Origin of the sequence: Enhydrobacter aerosaccus, from assembly GCF_900167455.1 — a bacterium.
Classification (GTDB): domain Bacteria; phylum Pseudomonadota; class Alphaproteobacteria; order Reyranellales; family Reyranellaceae; genus Reyranella; species Reyranella aerosaccus.
Genome location: NZ_FUWJ01000002.1, coordinates 975591 through 995020, shown reverse-complemented (window position 1 = coordinate 995020; position 19430 = coordinate 975591). Strand labels below are relative to the sequence as shown.

The following is a 19430-nucleotide window of genomic DNA, read 5'->3' as shown; positions in this document are numbered from 1 at the left end:
CGGGGCTGAGGCAGGGAGGAAAAAATGGCAGGTAGAGTTGCGTTGGTAACCGGAGGCACCCGCGGCATTGGCGCGGCGATCTCGAAGATGTTGAAGCTTCGCGGTTACGAGGTGGCGGCCAATTATGCGGGCAACGACGTGGCCGCCAAGGCCTTCCACGAGGAAACGGGCATTCCCGTCTACAAATTCGACGTCGGCGACTATGCCGCCGTGAAGGAGGCTGTGACGAAGATCGAGAAGGACCTCGGTCCGATCGACATTATCGTCAACAATGCCGGCATTACCCGCGATGCAACCATGCGCAAATTGGATCGCAGCATGTGGGATGCCGTGATCGATACCAATCTCGGCTCCTGCTTCAATGTCTGCAAGGCTGCCTGGGATGGCATGAATCAGCGCGGCTTTGGTCGCATCGTCAATATCGGTTCGATCAACGGGCAGGGCGGACAATATGGCCAGGTCAACTACGCGGCCGCCAAGTCCGGCATCCACGGCTTTACCAAGGCGCTGGCGCAGGAAGGCGCCTCCAAAGGCATCACGGTAAACGCCATCGCCCCTGGCTATACCGATACCGACATGGTCTCGGCCGTGCCGCCCAACGTGCTGGAGAAGATCATCGCCAAGATCCCGGTCGGACGGCTCGGGAAGGCCGATGAAATCGCGCGCGGCGTGCTGTTCCTGGTGGCCGACGATGCCGGTTTCATCACTGGCTCCACCCTCTCCATCAATGGCGGCCAGCACATGTACTGACGCTTCCGGGTTTGCGCGGATAAGATGGGCCGGCCGGTGAGCCGGCCCATTTGTTTGGAGCATCCCATGCCGAAGCTGATCGAGTACAAGGACATGAGTCCACGCGCCAAGGCCGTGGTCGACGGTATCGCTCAGGCGCGGGGTATCGATCCCGCCGACATCAACAATGTCTGGAAGGGACTGGCCCGTCATCCCGACGTGATGGAGCGCTTCGCCGCGGAGATGAAGGCCGCTTTCGCTCCCGGCAAGCTCGATCCGCTCACCAAGGAGTTAATTTATCTCGCGGTGAGCATCACCAATCAGTGCGAGTATTGCATTGCCTCGCACGGCGCCATGGCGCGGCGCAAGGGAATGACGGAGGAGATGTTCGAGGAATTCATGGCCGTCGTGTTGGCGGCCCAGAAGGGCAACAAGATCACCATGGCCTATCGCGTGCCGGTCGATCCGGCCTTCGAGGAGAAATAACATGGATCGTCCCGCCTCGACGGTTTGGGACGCGAACCTCTATCTGAAGTTCGCCGATGCTCGTACCCGGCCGGCGCTCGATCTGATGGCCCGGCTCGATCCCGCCAACGGGTCGCGGTCAGGGCATGCGATCTATGATCTCGGCTGCGGAGCCGGCAACATCTCGCGCATCCTCGCCGAGCGTTTCCCGCAGGCAAGAGTCATCGGGATCGATTCCTCCGAGCAGATGTTGGACAAGGCGCGCGCCCAAACCGCGAGTGAACGCCTGTCCTTTGCGAAGGGAGACCTTGCGCATTTCAGGCCCGAAATCCCGCCATTGATCCTCTACAGCAATGCCGCGTATCAGTGGCTGCCGGGACATATCGACATGTTTCCTCACCTGATGAAGCTGCTGCCGTCGGGTGGGCAGCTGGCCATCCAGATGCCGCGCAATCACGAGGCGCCGTCGCATGCGCTGATGCGCAAGGCCGCAGAGGCGGGCCCTTGGCGCGACAAGCTCGCCGGCATCGGCGGCATCGCCCGCGTCGAGGATCCGGCGCGCTATTACGATGTGCTGAAACCGCTGTCGTCCGAGCTCGAGGTGTGGGAGACGATCTACCAGCAGGTGCTGACCGGCAAGGATCCTGTCGCGCAATACACCGCTTCGACTGGATTGCGGCCCTTTCTCGAAGCCTTGGACGAGACGGAGCGCGGTGCATTCTATGACACCTACGCCCGCATGACGGCCGAGGCCTATCCCACGAGACCGGACGGCATCACGCTGTTCCCGTTCCGTCGTCTGTTCATTGTCGCGCGCCGCACATGACGCTCCGTCGCTTTCTTTTCGCTTTCCTCATCCTGGTGGCCACGGCGGCCTCGGCGGCCGCACAGCGCGCCACTCTATCCCGATCGATGGTGGCAGCAGCGCATCCGCTGGCTGTCGAGGCTGGACTGGAGGTCCTGCGCAAGGGAGGCTCCGCGGTCGATGCGGCCGTGGCCGTGCAGATGGCGCTGGGCGTCGTCGAACCACAAGCCTCCGGTATCGGCGGCGGTGGCTTCTTGCTCTATTACGACGGCACCTCGCACGCCATCACGGTCTATGACGGCCGCGAGGCGGCGCCGGCAGGCGCCACGCCCAATCTCTTCCTGGCGGCGGATGCAAGCGGCACTCTCAAGCCCTTGCCTTTCCGCGAGGCTGTCGCGTCGGGCCTGTCGGTGGGGGTGCCAGGGGCTGTCGCATTGCTGGAGCTTGCACACAAGGAACACGGCAAGCTCGCTTGGAAAGACCTGTTCCCCTCGGCCATCCGGCTTGCCCAGGAAGGCTATTCGGTGTCGCCACGGCTGGCTGCCTGGCTGGAGATCATCACGGGCTTCCGCAACGATCCCGCCGCGCGCTCGATCTTCTACAATGCCGATGGTGGGCCGAAGAAAGTCGGCGACCGGGTCGTCAATCCGGCACTTGCCGACACGATGCGACTCATCGCGGCACAAGGCGCCAAGGCCCTCTACGAAGGGCCGATCGCCGAGGAGATCGTTGCCCATGTGCACGCGCATGTCCGACCAGGGACGCTGTCGCTCGCAGATCTTGCCGATTACCATCCAATCAAGCGCGAAGCACTGTGTGGTCCTTATCGCGTCTGGATCGTTTGCGGCATGCCGCCGCCTTCGTCGGGCGGGCTGGCGGTGCTCGAGGCCCTGGAGCTGCTGGAGCCTTTCAAGCTCTCCCAGGATAAGCCGGACGACTTGCGGTCGCTGCATCTGATCGCCGAGGCGAGCCGGCTGGCCTTTGCCGATCGCGACCGCTATGTCGGCGATCCGGCCTTCGTCGATGTGCCCGTCGCCAAGCTGCTTGCACCGGCCTACATTGCGCAGCGCCGCAAGCTGATCTCGCTCGATCGGAGCATGGGCAAGGTCGGGCCGGGCGACCCCAGCTATCCCGAGCATGGCACCAGCCACATGACGATCGTCGATCGCTGGGGCAATGCCGTTTCCTTCACCACGACCATCGAAGCGCCGTTCGGCGCCCAGATGATGGTGCGTGGCTTCATCCTGAACAACGAACTCACCGATTTCTCCGCCCAGCCTGAAATCGATGGGCGACTGGTGGCCAATCGGGTCCAGCCGGGCAAGCGGCCACGCTCCTCGATGTCGCCCACCCTCGTGCTCGACAAGGATCGCCGGCTGGTGGCCGCCGTGGGCTCGGCCGGCGGATCGCGCATCATTGGCGATACGCTGCAGGCGCTGATCGGCATGCTGGACTGGAACCTCGCGCCGCAGGAGGCGGTCAGCCTGCCGCGGATCCTGAACATGAACGGACCGACGATCCTGGAGGACGTGCCGGCACTCACCGCCCAAGCGGACGCCTTGCGCGCGCTTGGCCATGAAGTACAAGTCAGCCGTCTGGAGAGCGGCCTCACGGCCATCCGCCGCGTCGGCGATGGCTGGGAAGGAGGCGCCGATCCGCGGCGCGATGGTGTCGCCAAAGGAGAATAGCGTGTCCAACAAATTGCCCAGCGTGTTGCTGCGCGCCGGCGAGGATCGCCGGGTTCGTGGCGGCCATCCCTGGGCCTTCTCGAACGAGATCCTCATGGATGCCGAGACCAAGGCGCTGCCGCCGGGTTCGCTGGCAATCCTGCGCGCACCGGGCGGCGAGGCGCTTGGGCTCGTTACCTTCAATCCACATTCGCTGATCGCGGCACGGTTGCTCACCTCGAATCCCGAAGCCAAGGTCGATGCGCTCTTTTTCGGTCGCCGTATCGCGCAGGCCGCTGCGCTGCGCGACAAGCTGATCGGGATTCCCTACTACCGGCTCATGCATGCCGAGGCAGACGGCCTGCCGGGTGTGATCGTCGATCGCTTCGGCGACTCACTGGTCGTGCAGGTAAATACGGCGGGCATGGATGTGCTCACGCCGATCCTGCTGGAAGCGCTCGAGGCGGAGCTGTCTCCGAAGACGATCGTGCTCAAGAACGATTCGCCTGTCCGCGAGCTAGAAGGCTTGAAGCGGGAGGTCACCGTCGCCAAGGGCGAGGACGTCGATCCGATTGAGCTGACGGAGAATGGCGCTACCTTCGTGGCCGATCTGTCGGGTGGTCAGAAGACCGGCTGGTTCTATGACCAGCGCGACAATCGCCGCTTCATGGCCGGTCTGGCCAAGGATGCCAGCGTGCTCGATGTCTACAGCTACAGCGGCGGCTTCGGCGTGCTCGCAGCGAGGGAGGGGGCGAAGTCGGTGACCTGCATCGATCGTTCCGCCGCCGCTCTGGATGCAGCCAGGCAGGCGGCCAAGTTGAACGGTGTCGACAAGATAATGACCTTCGAGAAGGCCGAGGCATTCGAGACGCTGGAGAAGCTCCGCGGCACGGCGGCGCGCAAATTCGATGTCGTGATCTGCGATCCGCCGGCCTTCGTGAAGAGCCGCAAGGATCTCAAGACAGGCGCGCAGGGATACCGCAAGCTGGTGCGGTTGGCGGCGCCGCTGGTGGCACGCGGCGGCTTCTTCTTCGTGGCGTCGTGTTCGCATCTCGCCGACACGGCCCTGTTTGCCGAACAGGTGCGCCGCGGATTGCGCGATGCCGAACGCACCGGCCGGATCCTTCGGAGCTCGGGCGCCGCCCTCGATCATCCGGTGCATCCCAGCCTGCCCGAGACCGCCTACCTGAAGGCGCTGACGCTGCAACTCGACTGATGTTTAAACCTGGCTCCCGTAATCTGATCACCGACGTCGACGGCCTTCTGGTCGGCAATGCCGAGGATGACAGGCTGCGTTCCGGCGTGACAGTCGTGTTGTGCGATCCGTCTGCAGTGGCTTCCGTCGATGTGCGTGGCGGCGGACCCGGTACGCGCGAGACCGATCTGCTCGATCCGAGCTGCCTCGTGGACCGCATCGATGCTCTGTGCCTGTCGGGCGGGTCGGCTTTTGGCTTGTCGGCATGCGATGGCGTCATGCGCTGGCTGCGCGAGCGTGGACGCGGCATGGCCATCGCCGACACCGTGGTGCCGATTGTGCCTGGTGCGATCCTGTTCGACCTGTTGAATGGCGGCGACAAGGGCTGGGACTGGCCGCCCTATCGAGACCTCGCCTATGCGGCGACAGGAAAGGCGGGGCACGACTTCGCGCTTGGTAACGCCGGTGCGGGCATGGGCGCCAAGGCTGGAAATCTCAAGGGTGGACTTGGCAGCGCCTCGGCGGTCGATCCGCGGACCGGCCTGCAGGTTGGTGCGCTGGTCGCCGTCAATGCGCGCGGCTACACCACCATGGGCGGACTGCCGCAATTCTGGGCCTGGGCACTGGAGCAGCAGGGTGAATTCGGGGGCCTGCCGCCGCCACCGCACACGCTTGAGCTTGCCGTGTCACACAGGCGGGAAGATGTTGTGCCGGATTCCGCTGCTGCGGCCCGTCACGATCCCCGCGGCAACACCACCATTGCGGTCGTCGCCACCAACGCCCGGCTCGACAAGGGTGCTGCCCATCGCATTGCGATGATGGCGCAGGATGGCTTGGCGCGTTCAATTCGGCCTGTCCATACGCCGCACGATGGTGATACCGTGTTCGCGATCGCCACCGGTCGTCACGACATCGGGGTTGATCCGCTGATGCTTGGGGAAGTCGGCACGCTGGCGGCGGATTGCCTGGCGCGTGCTGTGGCGCGCGGTGTCTACCACGCAGCGAGCCTTGGGGCGGTACGCAGTTGGAAGGACGTATTCGCCGGCCGGATATAAGCATCCTGTCGGTTCGTCAGGCGTTAGGGTCCCATACTGTTGCTATGTTCGCCGGCATCCTGAAGAACATCCTCCTGCGACGGCGAACCGGAACACTCTGGATCGGCCGCATCACCCCCATCGTCGTCATGGGACTGATGGCCTGTGGCGGCGCCTATGCGCGGACGGGGCACATCTCCCTCACCATCGTGGGGGACGAGCGCATGACCGACGAACTGAAGCAGCTTTCCGCCGACCTCGACAAGGACCAGCCCCTCTCCGGTGACGCGCTGGCCCTGTTACAGGGCGCGCAGGCCCGGCGTTCGAGCATCGCTTCGGCCCTGCGCTCGCGAGGTTTCTATGATTCGCGCGTCATCGCGACCGTGGACAACCGGCCGATCGAGGACGCTTCGGCGCTCGATGCCATCGAGAACCAGCCGGACTCCGCTGACATAAACTTCGCATTCAATGTCGCGACCGGGCCGATCTATCGGGTCGAGAGCCTGAACATCGATGGGCCGAAGGAGGTCGTCGACTATCCTGGTCTCGACCGCAGCAAGCTGGCGCTGAAGCCGGGCCAGCCGGCCGATGCGGCCACCATCATCAATGCCGAAAACCAGATTCTCGATCAGGTGCGCGAGCATGGCTACGCGCTCGCCAAGGTCGCACGACGAGAGGTCGTAATCGATCACGCCACGCGCCTCGCCTATGTCACCTACTACGTGCAGCCTGGTCCCGAGGCCAAGATGGGACCGGTCCATTTCTCCGGCACCGAGAAGGTCGATACGACCTATCTGCAGAAGCGCGTGCCCTTCAAGGCGGGCCAGCCCTATGCGCCCGACAAGGTGAGCGCTCTGCGCGACCGGCTCAACGCGCTCGGTGTCTTCAGCGCCATCCGCATCAAGCAAGCTACTGCGCTGAACGACAAGGGCGAGCTTCCGATCGACGTCGACCTCCAGGATCGCTTGCCGCGCACCATCGGTTTCGGCGTCAGCTACGAAACGATCCTCGGCGCAGGCGCCAACGTGTCATGGTTGCATCGCAACCTGTTTGGAGAAGCCGAAAGCCTGCGACTATCGGCGCTGGTGAACCATATCGGCCAGGGTGCCATCCCGTCCGATCTTGGCTATGGCTTCAAGGCCGACTTCCTGAAGCCGGACTGGTGGATCGCGGGTCAGGATGCGACAGCGACGGCGCTGGCGTCACGGGATGTTTATCCTGCCTATACCCGTAACGGTGCGTCGTTGGCAGTCGGTCTCAATCGTGTGCTGTCGCCGCATTGGCGTGTGTCCGCCGGCTTGAGCATCGAGGCCTCCCAGATCACCCAGTACGGCCTTACCTCCTACTACAAGCTGTTCGGCGTGCCGCTAATGGCCAGCCTCAACGAGTCCAATAGCGATCTCGATCCGACGCGCGGCTACCGGCTGGTGCTGAACGTGTCGCCCTACGCTGATCTCAATCACAGCGACGATCTGTTCGCGATCGCCAAGCTGGTCGGCACCACCTATCTGGATGTCAGCGGCGATGGCCGCAGCGTGGTCGCCTCGCGCGCTGCCTTCGGCAGCATTCCCGGTGGCCACAACGTCGCGATACCACCGGACAAGCAATTCTATGCCGGCGGCGGCGGCTCGATCCGAGGTTTCACCTATCAGTCGGCGGGACCGCGCGATGCCTATAACAATCCGATCGGCGGCGCGAGCCTGGTCGAGGCCAGCCTCGAATTCCGCCAACGGTTTGGCGAGTCTTTAGGCGCGGTCGTCTTCGTCGATGCCGGCGGCGCCTATACCAATACCTTGCCCAATTTCAGTCAGATGTTCCCGCGCATCGGAACCGGCGTAGGTGTACGCTATTATACGGGCTTCGGGCCGTTGCGGCTCGATGTCGGCCTGCCGCTCAACAAGCGGCAGGGTGATGCGCCATTCGGAGTCTATGTCAGCATCGGGCAGGCCTTCTGATGCGTGCGATTCGGATCCTCGGCTGGACGGTAAGCATCGTGATCGGAGTGCTTGCGCTCCTGTTTGCCGGTCTGCAGACCGCGCCCGGCAAGCGTCTGCTGGCGAGCCTGATTTCATCGATAGCGTCCTCAGCCGATTCCAGGATCGAGGTAACGGGACTGAGCGGGTGGGTGCCGACTGATCTTGGCATCGCAAAAGTCTCCCTCGCCGATCGCGAGGGTACTTGGCTCGATCTCGAGGATGCACGGCTGCGCTGGTCATTCCTGTCGTTGCTGAGCGGCAGGCTCAGGATCGAGGAGATTTCAGCGCGCCGCATCGATGTCCTGCGCGCACCGGCCGCCAGCCAAACACCTTCGTCGTCGAGCCCCAGTAGCGGCATCACGCTGCCGGTTGGCATCCGGCTTGACCGTCTGGCGGTCGACGATCTCCATGTCGGCGCGCCCCTGGCCGGCGGCGTCGACTCTCATTGGACGTTGCATGCCGCCGGGCTTCTCGCCGCCGATCGGTCGCAGAGTCATCTCGAACTCGGCATGAGCCGCACCGACGGGCCGAAGGCGGAAGTTTCCGCCAACTTCGGCTTCGACCTCGACCCTTTCAGCATCGACGGTCAGATCTCGGCCGAGGAGTCGACGCCGGGCGGTGTGGTCGCGGCGCTGATCGGCCGGCCCGACCTCGAGCGCGTCTCGGCGAAACTCGTCGCCAAGGGCGATCGCCGCGCCGGCACTGCCGAGTTGAACGTCGCGGCGGGTGATGCAGCGCATTCGGCCGGCACCGTGCGCTGGCAGCCCGATGGGCAGTCAACGGCGATCGCGCTCGATCTCTCCGCTGTCGCACCCGGCCTGCCCGACTCGCCGGTGGCTCGGCTCCTGCGCCAGCCGGCGACACTCAAGGGCGAGGCGGTTCTCGCTCCGTCCAATGTCCTCGATGTGCGCGCGCTTGCTCTGACCGTCGGGCCGGCGAAGATCGATGCCACCGCGCACTACGAACCGAACAGCGACCGCCTTCAGGCAACAGCCAAGCTGCAGACCGACCAGGCAGGGGCGCTCGCGGACCTGACTGGTGGGATCGATTGGCAGCATTTGCAAGCTGACATGACGGCGGACCTGGCAGGCCTCGGCACGCATCCCCAGGGCAATGCGACTCTCACGGCCTCTGTCGACGATCTGCAGGCGAAAGCGCTGTTGGGCGATGGCATGCCGCCGCAGCATGTCGACCTCGCGCTCAAGCTCGGCGTGCAAGCCGATGGTCGACTCGTGGTGCAGTCGCTCGAAGCATCGTCGCCACTGATCGGTCTCAAGGGCAATGCCACTTATCTGCCCTCGACGGAAGCGGCGGACGGCCGGATGACCGTCGATCTGCCCAGCCTGTCTTCTTTCTCCTCGCTGGCAGGCCTGGCGCTGGGCGGTGCCGGACAGATCGAGCTGACCCTGTCGCACAAGCGCGAAGCCGAGCGTGTGCAGTGGCAAGGCCATGTCGACAATCTCAGCCTGCCGGGTATGCCGCCCGATCTGCAGCACCAGACCCTGCGCCTGAGCGGCGGCGGGGCTTTGCAGCGCGACGGTGCCTGGCAGCTCGATGCGGTGCGGGTGGCGAGCCAGGACCTGACGCTCGGCCTGTCGGGCAGCGGCAAGGACCGCACCGGCGATCTCGCTCTCACGCTCGACCTGCCTCGCCTTGCCACCCTGCAGCAGGATGTAACCGGGGCTGCTTCGGCTAAAGCCAAGGTGACGCTCAAGCCGTCCGGCGGCGACCTGCATGTCGCGTTGGACCTGAACGACCTGCGGCGCGGAACCTTGACCTCGCAGCGACTTGCCCTTGTGCTCGATGGTTCGCTCGACGGCGCGGCGGCGCGCGGCAGCGTGAAGGCCAACGGTGATCTCGCCAACCAGCCGCTGTCGCTGGCGGGTGACTTCTCGCGCACCGGCGACGGCGGCATTCATGTCCCATCCGTGCAGGGCAGCTGGGCCAGCGCGTCGATCGATGTCGCCAACCTGGAGATCACGCCTGGCGGCGCGACGGGCAGCGGCCACCTCAAGATGGCGCGGCTCGAGGATCTGGCGCCGCTGGTTGGCACGCCGCTCGCCGGAGCCATCGCGCTGGATGTGACCACCGGCTCGGAGGTACCGGGCGGCAAGGTCGTCGCCGCCCTGCGGGGCGACCGGCTGCGCGCCGGCTCCACGGGGGTGGCTGCACTCCAACTCGACGCGACCGTCGGCGATCCGCTTGGACGCGCGGCGGGTGAAGCGACGATCAAGGCCAGTGGCCTTTCCGGTGTTTCCGGTCTCAGCCAAGCCAATGCCACTATCAAGGGCGATCGCAGCGCCTACGATATCGCGCTCCAGGTCGGCGGCCCCACCACCAGTGCCAATGTCGCCGCCAAGGTAGAGGCGACGGCCGAGGCGATTCGCATCGCCCTCCAGCGCCTCGACGCGCGCTATCAGAACATTCCGGTCGCCCTGAATGCTCCGACCCAGGTTACGGTCGCGGGGCCACGCGTGACGATCCAGCCGGCGTCGTTGCGGCTGGGCGGTGGTCGCCTGACGGTGGGCGGCACCGTCGACGAGGCGGCGAGCGACCTGACGGTCGACATCGCCGCCCTGCCGCTGTCATTGCTCGAGGCCTTCGCGCCCGGCACCGGTGTCGAGGGCACGCTTCAGGCGCGCATGCATGCGACGGGAGCGCTCGCCAATCCGCGGATCGACGCCACATACAGCGCTGACGGCCTGCGGCTGAAACTGCCTGAGATGGCGCTGGTGCCCTCGCTCGCCTTGCGCGGCACGGCGGCTGTGATGGATCGACGGGCCACCTTCGACGCCTCCGTCACCGCCGGTGGCCGTACGCATCTCGCCTTCAAGGGCAATGCCACCATTCCCCAAGGCAACGTCCCATTGGCGGCAACCGTCGCCGTCACCGGTTCGATGGATCTCGCGCCGTTCGGGCCGGTCCTGGGCAATAGCCTGCGCAATGTCGCTGGTACCCTCAGCCCCAATCTCAGCCTGACGACCAACGGCTCCTCCCTCAACGGATCGGGCACGATGACGCTCAGCGGCGGTGCCGTGGCCTTGCCGGCCAGCGGGCTGCGGCTGAGCAACGGCCAGGCTAATCTGGTCCTGCAGGGCGACACTCTGCTGCTGCAGAGCCTGAGCTTCCAGACTGCGCGCAACGGTACCTTCTCCGGCAGTGGCACGGTGCGTCTCGATCCTGCCGAGGGCTTCCCCACCGACCTCACTGTTGGCTCCCAGCAGGCACTGGTGGCAAACCGCCCTGACCTCATCGCCGCGGTGTCGAGCAATCTCAAGATCGCGGGCTCGACGCTGAACGGCTTTACCATCTCGGGTCCGGTCAAGATCGACCGTGCCGATATTGGCATTGGTGGCAGCGGCGGCGGCAACTTTCCCACCATCGAGGTTCGCGAGATCTATGGCGGTTCGCCGGCTGCGGCTTCGAGCCCGCAAGCGCCGACATCGCTTGCCGCTGGTCCCCCTGCGGAGTCCGCCTCACCCAGCGTGCGCCTCGCCCTCAATATCTCCGCGCCGAGCGCCGTGTTCGTGCGCGGCCGTGGGCTCAATGCGGAGGTTGGCGGCCAATTCACCGTGACCGGCGATCCATCCAAGCCAACGGTGCTGGGTGCGCTGTCGCTGCGCCGCGGCACCTTCAACCTGCTAGGCCGCCAGCTCACCTTCACGCGCGGCAATGTCTGGTTGGAGAATGCCAACACCATCGATCCGGCGCTCGACTTCGCGGCAACGACGACGGTGCAATCCACGACCATCGAGATCGATATCACCGGCACGCCGCGGGCGCCGAAGATCTCGGTGACCTCGTCGCCGTCCCTGCCGCAGGACGAGGCCATGGCCATGTTGCTGTTCGGCAAACCCAGCTCGACGCTAAGTCCGTTCGAGCTGCTGACGGCCGCACAAGCGCTGGGCGAGCTGACCGGCGGCTCGCCCATGGGCGGCGGCTTCTTTACCCGCCTGCGCCGCGGCCTCGGCCTCGATCAGCTGTCGATCAACCAGAGCTCGACCACCAACGCCACGACCGGGGCGACCTCCAGCGCGCCGTCGTTGCAGGGCGGCCGCTACGTGGCGCCGGGCGTCTATGTCGGCGCCCAGCAAGGCGCGAGCGACAACTCCACGCGCGGCGTGGTCGAGATCGAAGTCCTGCCGCACACCAAGATCGAGGGCGCGATCGGCACCGATTCCAACGACCGGATCGGTGCCAAGATGGAATGGGATTACTGAGCCGAATTCACTGGCCGGAGAATTCGGCGTCCTTCTGGGGGATCAGATCGTAGGGCAGAGCGAAGCCCGGCAGGGCCATCAGCCGGTCGCGCCACGCCCTGGCATTGGGGCGTCGGTCGAGGGACATGCCGCCCTCGGCCATGAACACCATGCGGCCCCAGCAGCCGACATCCGCGATGGTGCAATGCTCCCCCACCAGCCATTGTCGGCCGTCCAGCCAGCGGTCGATCAGATCGAGTGCCGCCTCCGCCTGCGGTCTGAAGAAGTTCACGATGGGCGGTTCGACGTCGGGACGAAAGCGGGCGAAATGGCGGACCCGGGCGACATTGGTGATGGCGTCATTCTCCCAGGACAACCACTCGCGGGCATTGATGCGCTCCTGCTCGGTACTTCCCTCGAACCTGCCGGTGGTCCGGGCGAGATAGTCGAGGATCACGTTCGACATCACCAGAGTGAGCCCGCGGTGCTGCAGCACGGGCACCTGGCCGTAACGGCTGAGAGCCAGGTGCGGCGCTTCCTTCTGCACGCCCTTCTTGAGATTGACGGTGCGAAACGAGAAGGGGAGTCCGGAAAGGGCGAGAAACAGCATCGGCTTGTAGGTCGAGCTCGACGTAAAGCTGCCGTGCAGGATGAACCGCTCGGCATCGCTCCTGTCGCTGTCGATCATGGCGTCCTCCTTTTTCTTGTCCGGCCGGATTTTACCTGTCCGCCTGGAATGGCTATTGCTTCGCCGATGCCTGCCGTGGTTTCGCCCCTGGGGCACGCCGCGGGCCTTCCGAGCCTCGAGGTAGTCCGATGTCCGACGAGCCTTACACCGTGATCCTCGGCGACCGCCGCTACGCGATCCACCGCAAATGGGCCAGGCTGCCGCCTGGCGAGAGTTTTGGCTTCCTCTCCGACGTGGCGGTCGATGCGGAGGGCAATGTGCATGTGGCCCAGCGCGGCACCGACCAGCCGGTGCTGGTGTTCGATCGCGCGGGGAAGAAGGTCGGCTCTTGGGGCGAAGGCACGCTCGCCGAGCCGCATTACATCGACGCTGCCGCCGACGGCACCTTTTTGGTTGCCGATCGCGATGCGCATCAGGTGCTGCGCTTCGACCGGACCGGTGCTCCGATGCAGGCGCTCGGACGGCGGCATTGGCCAGCGCTCGGAGCGCCCTTCAATCATCCGACCGCGGCGGCGCTGGCGCCGGACGGTGAGATCTATGTCGCCGATGGCTATGGCAACTCGCATGTCCATCGCTTCGGCGGCGACGGTCGGTTGCGGCAAAGCTGGGGTGGGGCCGGCTCGGGGCCGGGCGCCTTCACGACGCCGCACGCTATTGCCATCGATTCCCGCAATCGTGTCCTTGTCGGCGATCGGGAGAACAATCGCGTGCAGCTGTTCGATCGCGAGGGTGCTTACCTGACCGAGTGGCGCGACTTCTACCATCCGATGCAGATCTGGATCGATGAGCGCGGCCTCGTCTTCGTCACGGACCAGATTCCGCGCATCAGCCTGCTCGATCTCGACGGGACGCTTGTCGGACGCTGCCGCGGCGCGATCAACGGCGCACACGGTCTTGCTGGCGATGCCGAGGGCAATCTCTATCTCGCCGAGCTGCCGCCGCAGGAAGTCACCAAGCTGGAGCGGCTGGCATAGGTCCGGCCAGGACGCGGCCGGCGCGAAAGCGTCTTCACCGCGCAATCAGCAGGATGGGCGTCCGCAACGTCCGCAGAAGGGCGGCGCTGCGAGGACCAAGGAACTTGGTCTCGCCCTGGCGCAGCGATGAACCCAGAACCACCAGATCGAAGTTTCCGCCGCGTACGGCACGCCGGATCTCGACCTCGGGCCGCACGTTGGTGGCGGTCAACCCCTTGACGGGCACCCCGTTGCGTTTGCCGGCGCGATGGATATCGACCAGCACCGAGAGGCCGAGGCGGCGGGCGCGGCCGCGCAGCAACTCGGCGTCATCCTGCGGGTCGAACACATGCAGCGCCGTCACGCTGCCCTTCGAGGCCTGGCCAAGTGCCAGGGCAATCTCCATCGCCAGCCGCGCATCCTGCGTCCCTGCGGCCGGCAGCAGGATGTCGATCGGCACATCCGCCGGCCCGGCGGCGCCGGCGCCATTGACCGTGATGGCCACGGGGCCGTCGAACCGGTCGATCAGCCGCTGCACGCGGGCGTCGAAATGGCCCGTCGGCGATATAGGTCGGTCGACACCGACGAAAACGAGGTCGTAGCCGCGCGCGATTTCGCGATCGAGCGCCTCGCTGTGCGCCGGCGGTCGCTCGGTGACGAGCTCCTTGGCCGGCGGCGGCCGGGAGTCGAGCATTGGACCGGTGGCCTCCGCGGCCTCGGCGACATGCTTGCGCGCGGCGGCTTCTTCCGGTCCGCGCTCTTCCGCCGCCGCCGGTTCCAAGACGGTGGTGAGGACCTGTTGGCGGGCCGCGAACAGGCCGGCGAGACGCGCCGCCAGTCGGCCATTCGGACTGTCGTCGACATAGACGAGCGCGCGCTCCATCTCGGGCAGGTGCTCGGCTTCGGCCGCCTCCTCCTTCTCGAGGCGCCGGGCTTCCTGTTCGCCGAGCGGCACGCGGGCCATGATCCAACGCAATGTCGGCGGCATGGCCATCGTCGTGACCACCGCCATGGCGACGATCATCGTATAGAGCTGCTGGCTGAGCGCCCCCATGGAAAGACCAATGCTGGCGATGATGACCTCGGTCGAGCCGCGCGCGTTGAGGCCGGTGGCGAGGGCCATCGATTCGCGCAGCGTCAGCCCGCCGACACGTCCGCCCATCAACGCGCCGGAGAACTTGCCGACGGTCGCCACCAGGATGACCGCGAGCGTGAAGAGGGCGAGGGTAGGATCGATCAACGTCCGCAGGTCCATTCCCAGCCCGGCAACAGCGAAGAACACCGGGCTGAAGAAGGCCATGATGAAGCCGCGCAACTGGCTCTCGATATGGGTCGTCAGGATCGGCGACTGTCCGACAAGGATGCCGGCCACGAACGCGCCCAGGGCCGTATGTACGCCGATCATTTCCGTGGTGAGCGACAGGATGAACATGACGATCAGGATCGCTGTGATCACCGGCACTTCGATCGTCATGGTGTCGTTGACCCAGACGATCAGGCGCGCCACCAGCCGCCTGCCGATGCCGAGGCAGAAGGCCAGGAACAAGGCGGTTCCGGCCACGGCGCCGCTGATGCTCACGATATCGACGACACCCTTGGCCGCGATGCCCGAAATGATGGCGATGATGATCCAGGCCACCGTGTCGTCGAGGATCGCCGTCGCCAGGATGAGCTGGCCGAGATCACGCCGGATCGCTCCCGTTTCCATCAGCACCATGGCGACGATCTTCACCGAGGAGATCGACAGGGCCGTCCCGAGGAAGAGCGCCGTCACGAGCCTGTTGGCGTGTGTGGGTACGGCAACGGCCGGCAAGGCGTAGGCGAGTGCGATGCCGCAGAGGAACGGCACGGCAATGCCGCTCAGGGAGGAGGAGATCACCGCATGCGTCCGTCGCCGCATCAACGCGAGGTTGGTTTCCATTCCGGTCAGCAAGAGCAACAGCAGGATGCCGATCTGCGACACGGCATCGATCATGCTCTTCAGCGTTCTCGATTCGGGAAACACCAGGTGCCGCCATTCGGGAAATGCCGCGCCGAAGACGGAAGGGCCGAGCAGCACGCCGGCCAGCAGCTGACCGAACAGCGCCGGCTGCCCCAGACGGTTCATGCCCTCGCCCAGCAACCGGCCGACCAGCAGGAGCAGGATCAGCTCTGCGATGAAAATCGCCAGCGTGTGATCGGATTCCAAACAGTCCCCCGTCCAAATCCGCCAATGGACGGAATGGCGCGATTTGTGCTGACGTTAACAACGGCGAAAGCTTGGAAGGGATGCACCGCATGGACAAGGAAAAGGTCGCGCTTCTGGCGCGCGAGGCGGGGTTGGAAAAGGCCCTGGCGGAATTTCCGGAGGACGTCGCCGCCGCCGCACGCCAGGCAGCGGGGGCCCGCCAGAAGATAATCGCGCCGAGCGACCCGCGCGCCGAACCGTGGCCGGCGATGCGGCCAGGAGAAGGGCTATGAACGCGGGCCTCGGGTTGGTCGAAGGCCCGCTGCATTTCCTGTCGGCCACTGCGGCCGCCACGGCTATCGCGAAGCGGGAGCTTTCGCCAGTCGAGCTGATGAAGGCATACCTCGCCCGCATCGAAAAGCTCGATCCGGCGCTCAACGTCTTCATTCGTCTCGACGCCGAAGCTGCGCTCGAGGCGGCGAGGATCGCCGAGGCCGAGGCCATGGCGGGCCGATTGCGCGGACCGCTGCATGGCGTTCCGGTGGGCATCAAGGACATCATCGATGTCGCCGGGTTGCCGACCACCTGCCACTCGAAGGTTCTCGAGGGCAATATGGCCACGGCCGATGCAGTGTGTGTCGCCAAGCTGCGCCAGGCTGGCGCCATCTCGGTTGGAAAGCTGTCGACACACGAATTCGCCATTGGCGGACCGAGCTTCGATCTGCCCTGGCCGCCAGCCCGCAATCCGTGGAACCCTGACCACCATCCGGGTGGCTCCTCATCCGGTTCCGGCTCGGGCCTCGCCGCCGGCCTGTTCCCGCTGGCGCTCGGCACCGATACCGGCGGCAGCGTGCGCAACCCCGCAAGCTGCTGCGGTATCGTCGGCCTGAAGCCGACCTACGGGCTCGTGTCGAGACGCGGGGTTTTCCCACTGTCCTTCACGCTGGACCATATCGGGCCGATGACGCGCACCGTCGAAGACAACGCGTTGATGCTGGCGGCCATCGCCGGTCATGATCCCCTCGATCCGGGCAGCGCCGCCGCAGGCAGCGGCCGCTACGCCGCCGCGCTCGATCGCGGTGTTGTCGGATTGCGGATCGGCTTCGTGCGCCATTTCCATGAAGTCGACATGCCGGCCGACCCGGAGGTGACGGCGGCGCTGGAGAATGTGATGCGCACCCTGCAGATGCTGGGCGCCGATATCCGCGATATCCGCCTGCCGTCGCTCAATGAATTCGCGGCGGTGAATCGCGTCATCCTGCAGAGCGAGGCATGGTCGATCCATGCGCCGTGGCTGCGCGAGCGGCCCGGCGATTACGGCAAGCTGGCGCGGCAGCGCCTGTTGGCCGGCGCGTTCCTGAGTGCCGGGGATTATGTCCTCGCCAGCCGCCGCCGTACCGAGATGATTGCCTCTGTCAATGCGGCCTTGGCCGAGGTGGATGTTCTTCTGTGCGCCAGCTCGATGGATCCGGCCTGCCGCATCGACCGTCCGGCGGATATCGAGCGGACCTATCCGCGACAGGCGCGTACGCCCTTCAACGTGACCGGCCACCCGGCATTGGCCATGATGTCGGGGCTCTCCTCGGGCGGACTGCCGCTGTCGGTACAGTTCGTCGCGAGATATTTCGACGAGGCCATGCTCTTCCGCGTCGCCCGGACATGGGAGCAGTCATCGGGTGTCGACAAGAAGCATCCGGCTCTGTGAGATGACTTTGAGGATCCCGGCTTCGCCCCGTGCCGCCAGCGTCGGTATCAGGCGAAGCCCCGGGCTCCTCGCCTGATATCGACGACGATCGGTTTGCAGGGAGGGCAGCATGAAGGACTTTCCCGCCGCCTATCAATCTACCGCTGGCTCCGCCCTCGCCGTGGACAAGGCCTTTTACCGGCGAATCGCCGACGCCATCGCAGGTCGCCAGCTTGTCGACCAGTTCGTCATCCCGATCCGTACCGGCCGGGCGTGGAAGGTGCCGGCGGGCCATGTCTTTCGCATCGTCGCCGTGGAGGGTCCCCAGGTAGGCGACCTCAATCTCTGGAACCTTCAGAATCCCAGGGAACGGCTGTGGGCCTCGCGCACGCGCCAGCTCCAGGCCGCGCATGTGACGACCTTCGATCGTCTATGGTCGACCTTGCCTTACCTGCGGCCGCTCGTGACCATCACCTCGGACAGTCTCGCCGACTACGGCGTCGACGAGTATGGCGGCCGCGTCCACGACCTCCTGGGGACGCGTTGCGACCCGTACGTGAACCGCATGCTGACCGGGGAGGATTTCGATTTCTGCTGCCACTCCAATCTGGTGCGTGCGGTGGCGCCACACGGATTGACGGAGCTCGACGTGCACGACGTTCTGAACGTCTTTCAGTGCACGGGCCTCAACAGCGAGGACAAATACTTCATGCGCGCGAGTCCGGTGCGCAAGGGAGACCACATCGAGTTCTTCGCCGAGATCGATCTGCTCTGTGCGCTGTCGACCTGTCCCGGCGGCGATCTGTCCGTACCGTTGTGGGGCCCCGAGGCGCGCGATCCCCTCGATGTGTGTCGACCGCTCGGCATCGAGGTCTATGCGCTCGATCGCGATCTCCTGAAAGACTGGAAGTCGCCGGACATTGCAGCCTATGGCGGCGGCCATGGCCTTGGACTCAAAGCGCCACCCTGGGCACGCTGATCGCGCCGCATCTTCCGCTCGATCAGGTTCGTCTCTGACCGTCCGAGACGACTATAGAGGGACGGCCTTACAGAGGGCTGACGCGTCGAAGATGATCCTCGCGCGAGAGCGGGAAGAAAATCTGTCAGCCTGCTCAACCATCCGGAAAAAGGCCGGATTCATCGGCGATCTTTGATCCTCGAGGACTTACAGCCGGCTTACAGATCGCGTTCGAAGGCGAATGCGCGGGCCGTCTCCGTAGGTCACCACAATGTTCCGACACTTGGAGGAGTCATGATGCGCACCATCGTAAAATCCGCGATCGGAAGAACGATTGCGACAGCGGCGCTGGCCGCGGGCTTGCCGGTCCTCGCGCATGCCGCGACCATCGGCAATTCGTACCACGCCATCCAATACGACTATCGCGACTTCTATGCCGCGACCGACAACAAGCCCTTCCGGGTCGTGCTGCAAGGCAACCCGTATCCGAACCTGGAGCCCGGCGAAGTCGCGCGGCGACTCCTGCCGGTCATGCAGGCCAACAAGCCGGAGCCGCGTCTCACCTTCACCTATGCGACGCCGGCCGAGCCGCAGTATCCGGATTATCGTCTGGTGCTGGTATTCAATCCGGCCAACGACCTGAACTCCGCCGAAGTATGCCGCGGAGTCAGCCGATTGCGGCCGGGCACGCCCGAGCGGATTTACGTCTACGGCGTCTACTGCCGCAACGATCAGGCAATGGCCGAGGCTACGGGCTGGACGACATCCAGTGCGCCGGAGGACGCTGCCATGGGCGACCTCATGAAGGACCTCTTCAATGTGGTGTTCAGCCGTTCGCCCTATCTCCAGCAGCAGGATAGCGGCCACGCTCACGGGCGATGAACCTCCCGGAACTCCCACCTCGACCAGA

At 65.3% G+C, this 19430-nt stretch carries 15 protein-coding genes; 13 read left to right on the top strand and 2 right to left on the bottom strand.

The genetic code is table 11. The annotated features are described in order from the left end of the window. Nucleotides 1-24 precede the first annotated feature (24 nt). From phbB to B5D62_RS14005, 8 genes are all read left to right on the top strand, one after another. Nucleotides 25-750 (top strand): acetoacetyl-CoA reductase, encoded by a 726-nt coding sequence (gene phbB, locus B5D62_RS14040; protein WP_085934464.1) that lies wholly within the window; start codon nt 25-27, stop codon nt 748-750. Nucleotides 751-816: 66 nt separating this feature from the next. After that, the gene (locus B5D62_RS14035) at nt 817-1215 is read left to right on the top strand and encodes a carboxymuconolactone decarboxylase family protein (RefSeq protein ID WP_085934463.1); all 399 of its coding nucleotides are present in this window, start codon (nt 817-819) and stop codon (nt 1213-1215) included. Nucleotide 1216: 1 nt separating this feature from the next. Then, nucleotides 1217-2020, top strand: a complete 804-nt coding sequence (locus B5D62_RS14030; protein ID WP_085934462.1) for a methyltransferase domain-containing protein — start codon at nt 1217-1219, stop codon at nt 2018-2020. Then, entirely contained in the window at nt 2017-3687 is a 1671-nt protein-coding gene (gene ggt, locus B5D62_RS14025; protein ID WP_085934461.1) for a gamma-glutamyltransferase, read from the top strand. Before B5D62_RS14030 ends, ggt begins: the two co-directional genes overlap by 4 nt. A 1-nt stretch (nt 3688) precedes the next feature. Next, nucleotides 3689-4882, top strand: coding sequence for a class I SAM-dependent rRNA methyltransferase (locus B5D62_RS14020; RefSeq protein WP_231714803.1), 1194 nt, complete (start codon nt 3689-3691; stop codon nt 4880-4882). Next, a complete protein-coding gene (locus B5D62_RS14015) occupies nt 4882-5916 on the top strand; it encodes a P1 family peptidase (protein WP_085934460.1) in 1035 nt (344 codons plus the stop codon). Before B5D62_RS14020 ends, B5D62_RS14015 begins: the two co-directional genes overlap by 1 nt. A 44-nt stretch (nt 5917-5960) precedes the next feature. Then, nucleotides 5961-7850 carry an autotransporter assembly complex protein TamA gene (locus B5D62_RS14010; RefSeq protein ID WP_085934459.1) on the top strand — a complete coding sequence of 630 codons (1890 nt, stop codon included), beginning with the start codon at nt 5961-5963 and terminating at the stop codon, nt 7848-7850. Further along, nucleotides 7850-12091 (top strand): translocation/assembly module TamB domain-containing protein, encoded by a 4242-nt coding sequence (locus tag B5D62_RS14005; RefSeq protein WP_085934458.1) that lies wholly within the window; start codon nt 7850-7852, stop codon nt 12089-12091. Before B5D62_RS14010 ends, B5D62_RS14005 begins: the two co-directional genes overlap by 1 nt. A gap of 7 nt (nt 12092-12098) precedes the next feature. Here the strand turns inward: B5D62_RS14005 and B5D62_RS14000 are convergent, their stop codons facing one another. Beyond that, nucleotides 12099-12758 (bottom strand): glutathione S-transferase family protein, encoded by a 660-nt coding sequence (locus tag B5D62_RS14000; RefSeq protein WP_085934457.1) that lies wholly within the window; start codon nt 12756-12758, stop codon nt 12099-12101. 128 nt (nt 12759-12886) lie between these two features. Here B5D62_RS14000 and B5D62_RS13995 point away from each other — a divergent pair, with 128 nt between their 5' ends. Next, entirely contained in the window at nt 12887-13732 is an 846-nt protein-coding gene (locus B5D62_RS13995) for a 6-bladed beta-propeller (RefSeq protein ID WP_085934456.1), read from the top strand. Between the two features lie 34 nt (nt 13733-13766). Here the strand turns inward: B5D62_RS13995 and B5D62_RS13990 are convergent, their stop codons facing one another. Beyond that, on the bottom strand, nt 13767-15899 hold the full coding sequence (locus B5D62_RS13990) for a cation:proton antiporter domain-containing protein (RefSeq protein ID WP_085934455.1): 2133 nt from the start codon (nt 15897-15899) through the stop codon (nt 13767-13769). 89 nt (nt 15900-15988) lie between these two features. On the opposite strand from B5D62_RS13990, the gene B5D62_RS13985 reads away from it, so the two are divergent. The 4 genes from B5D62_RS13985 to B5D62_RS13970 all read left to right on the top strand — a co-directional run bounded on the left by B5D62_RS13985 (nt 15989) and on the right by B5D62_RS13970 (nt 19402). Next, complete coding sequence (locus tag B5D62_RS13985) at nt 15989-16171, top strand: hypothetical protein (protein ID WP_139373872.1); 183 nt, start codon at nt 15989-15991, stop codon at nt 16169-16171. Then, nucleotides 16168-17583, top strand: a complete 1416-nt coding sequence (locus B5D62_RS13980; RefSeq protein WP_085934453.1) for an Asp-tRNA(Asn)/Glu-tRNA(Gln) amidotransferase GatCAB subunit A — start codon at nt 16168-16170, stop codon at nt 17581-17583. The genes B5D62_RS13985 and B5D62_RS13980 overlap by 4 nt, the downstream gene beginning before the upstream one ends. A gap of 109 nt (nt 17584-17692) precedes the next feature. After that, complete coding sequence (locus tag B5D62_RS13975; RefSeq protein WP_085934452.1) at nt 17693-18541, top strand: urea carboxylase-associated family protein; 849 nt, start codon at nt 17693-17695, stop codon at nt 18539-18541. Between the two features lie 273 nt (nt 18542-18814). Continuing rightward, nucleotides 18815-19402, top strand: a complete 588-nt coding sequence (locus tag B5D62_RS13970) for a hypothetical protein (RefSeq protein WP_085934451.1) — start codon at nt 18815-18817, stop codon at nt 19400-19402. Nucleotides 19403-19430 lie beyond the last annotated feature (28 nt).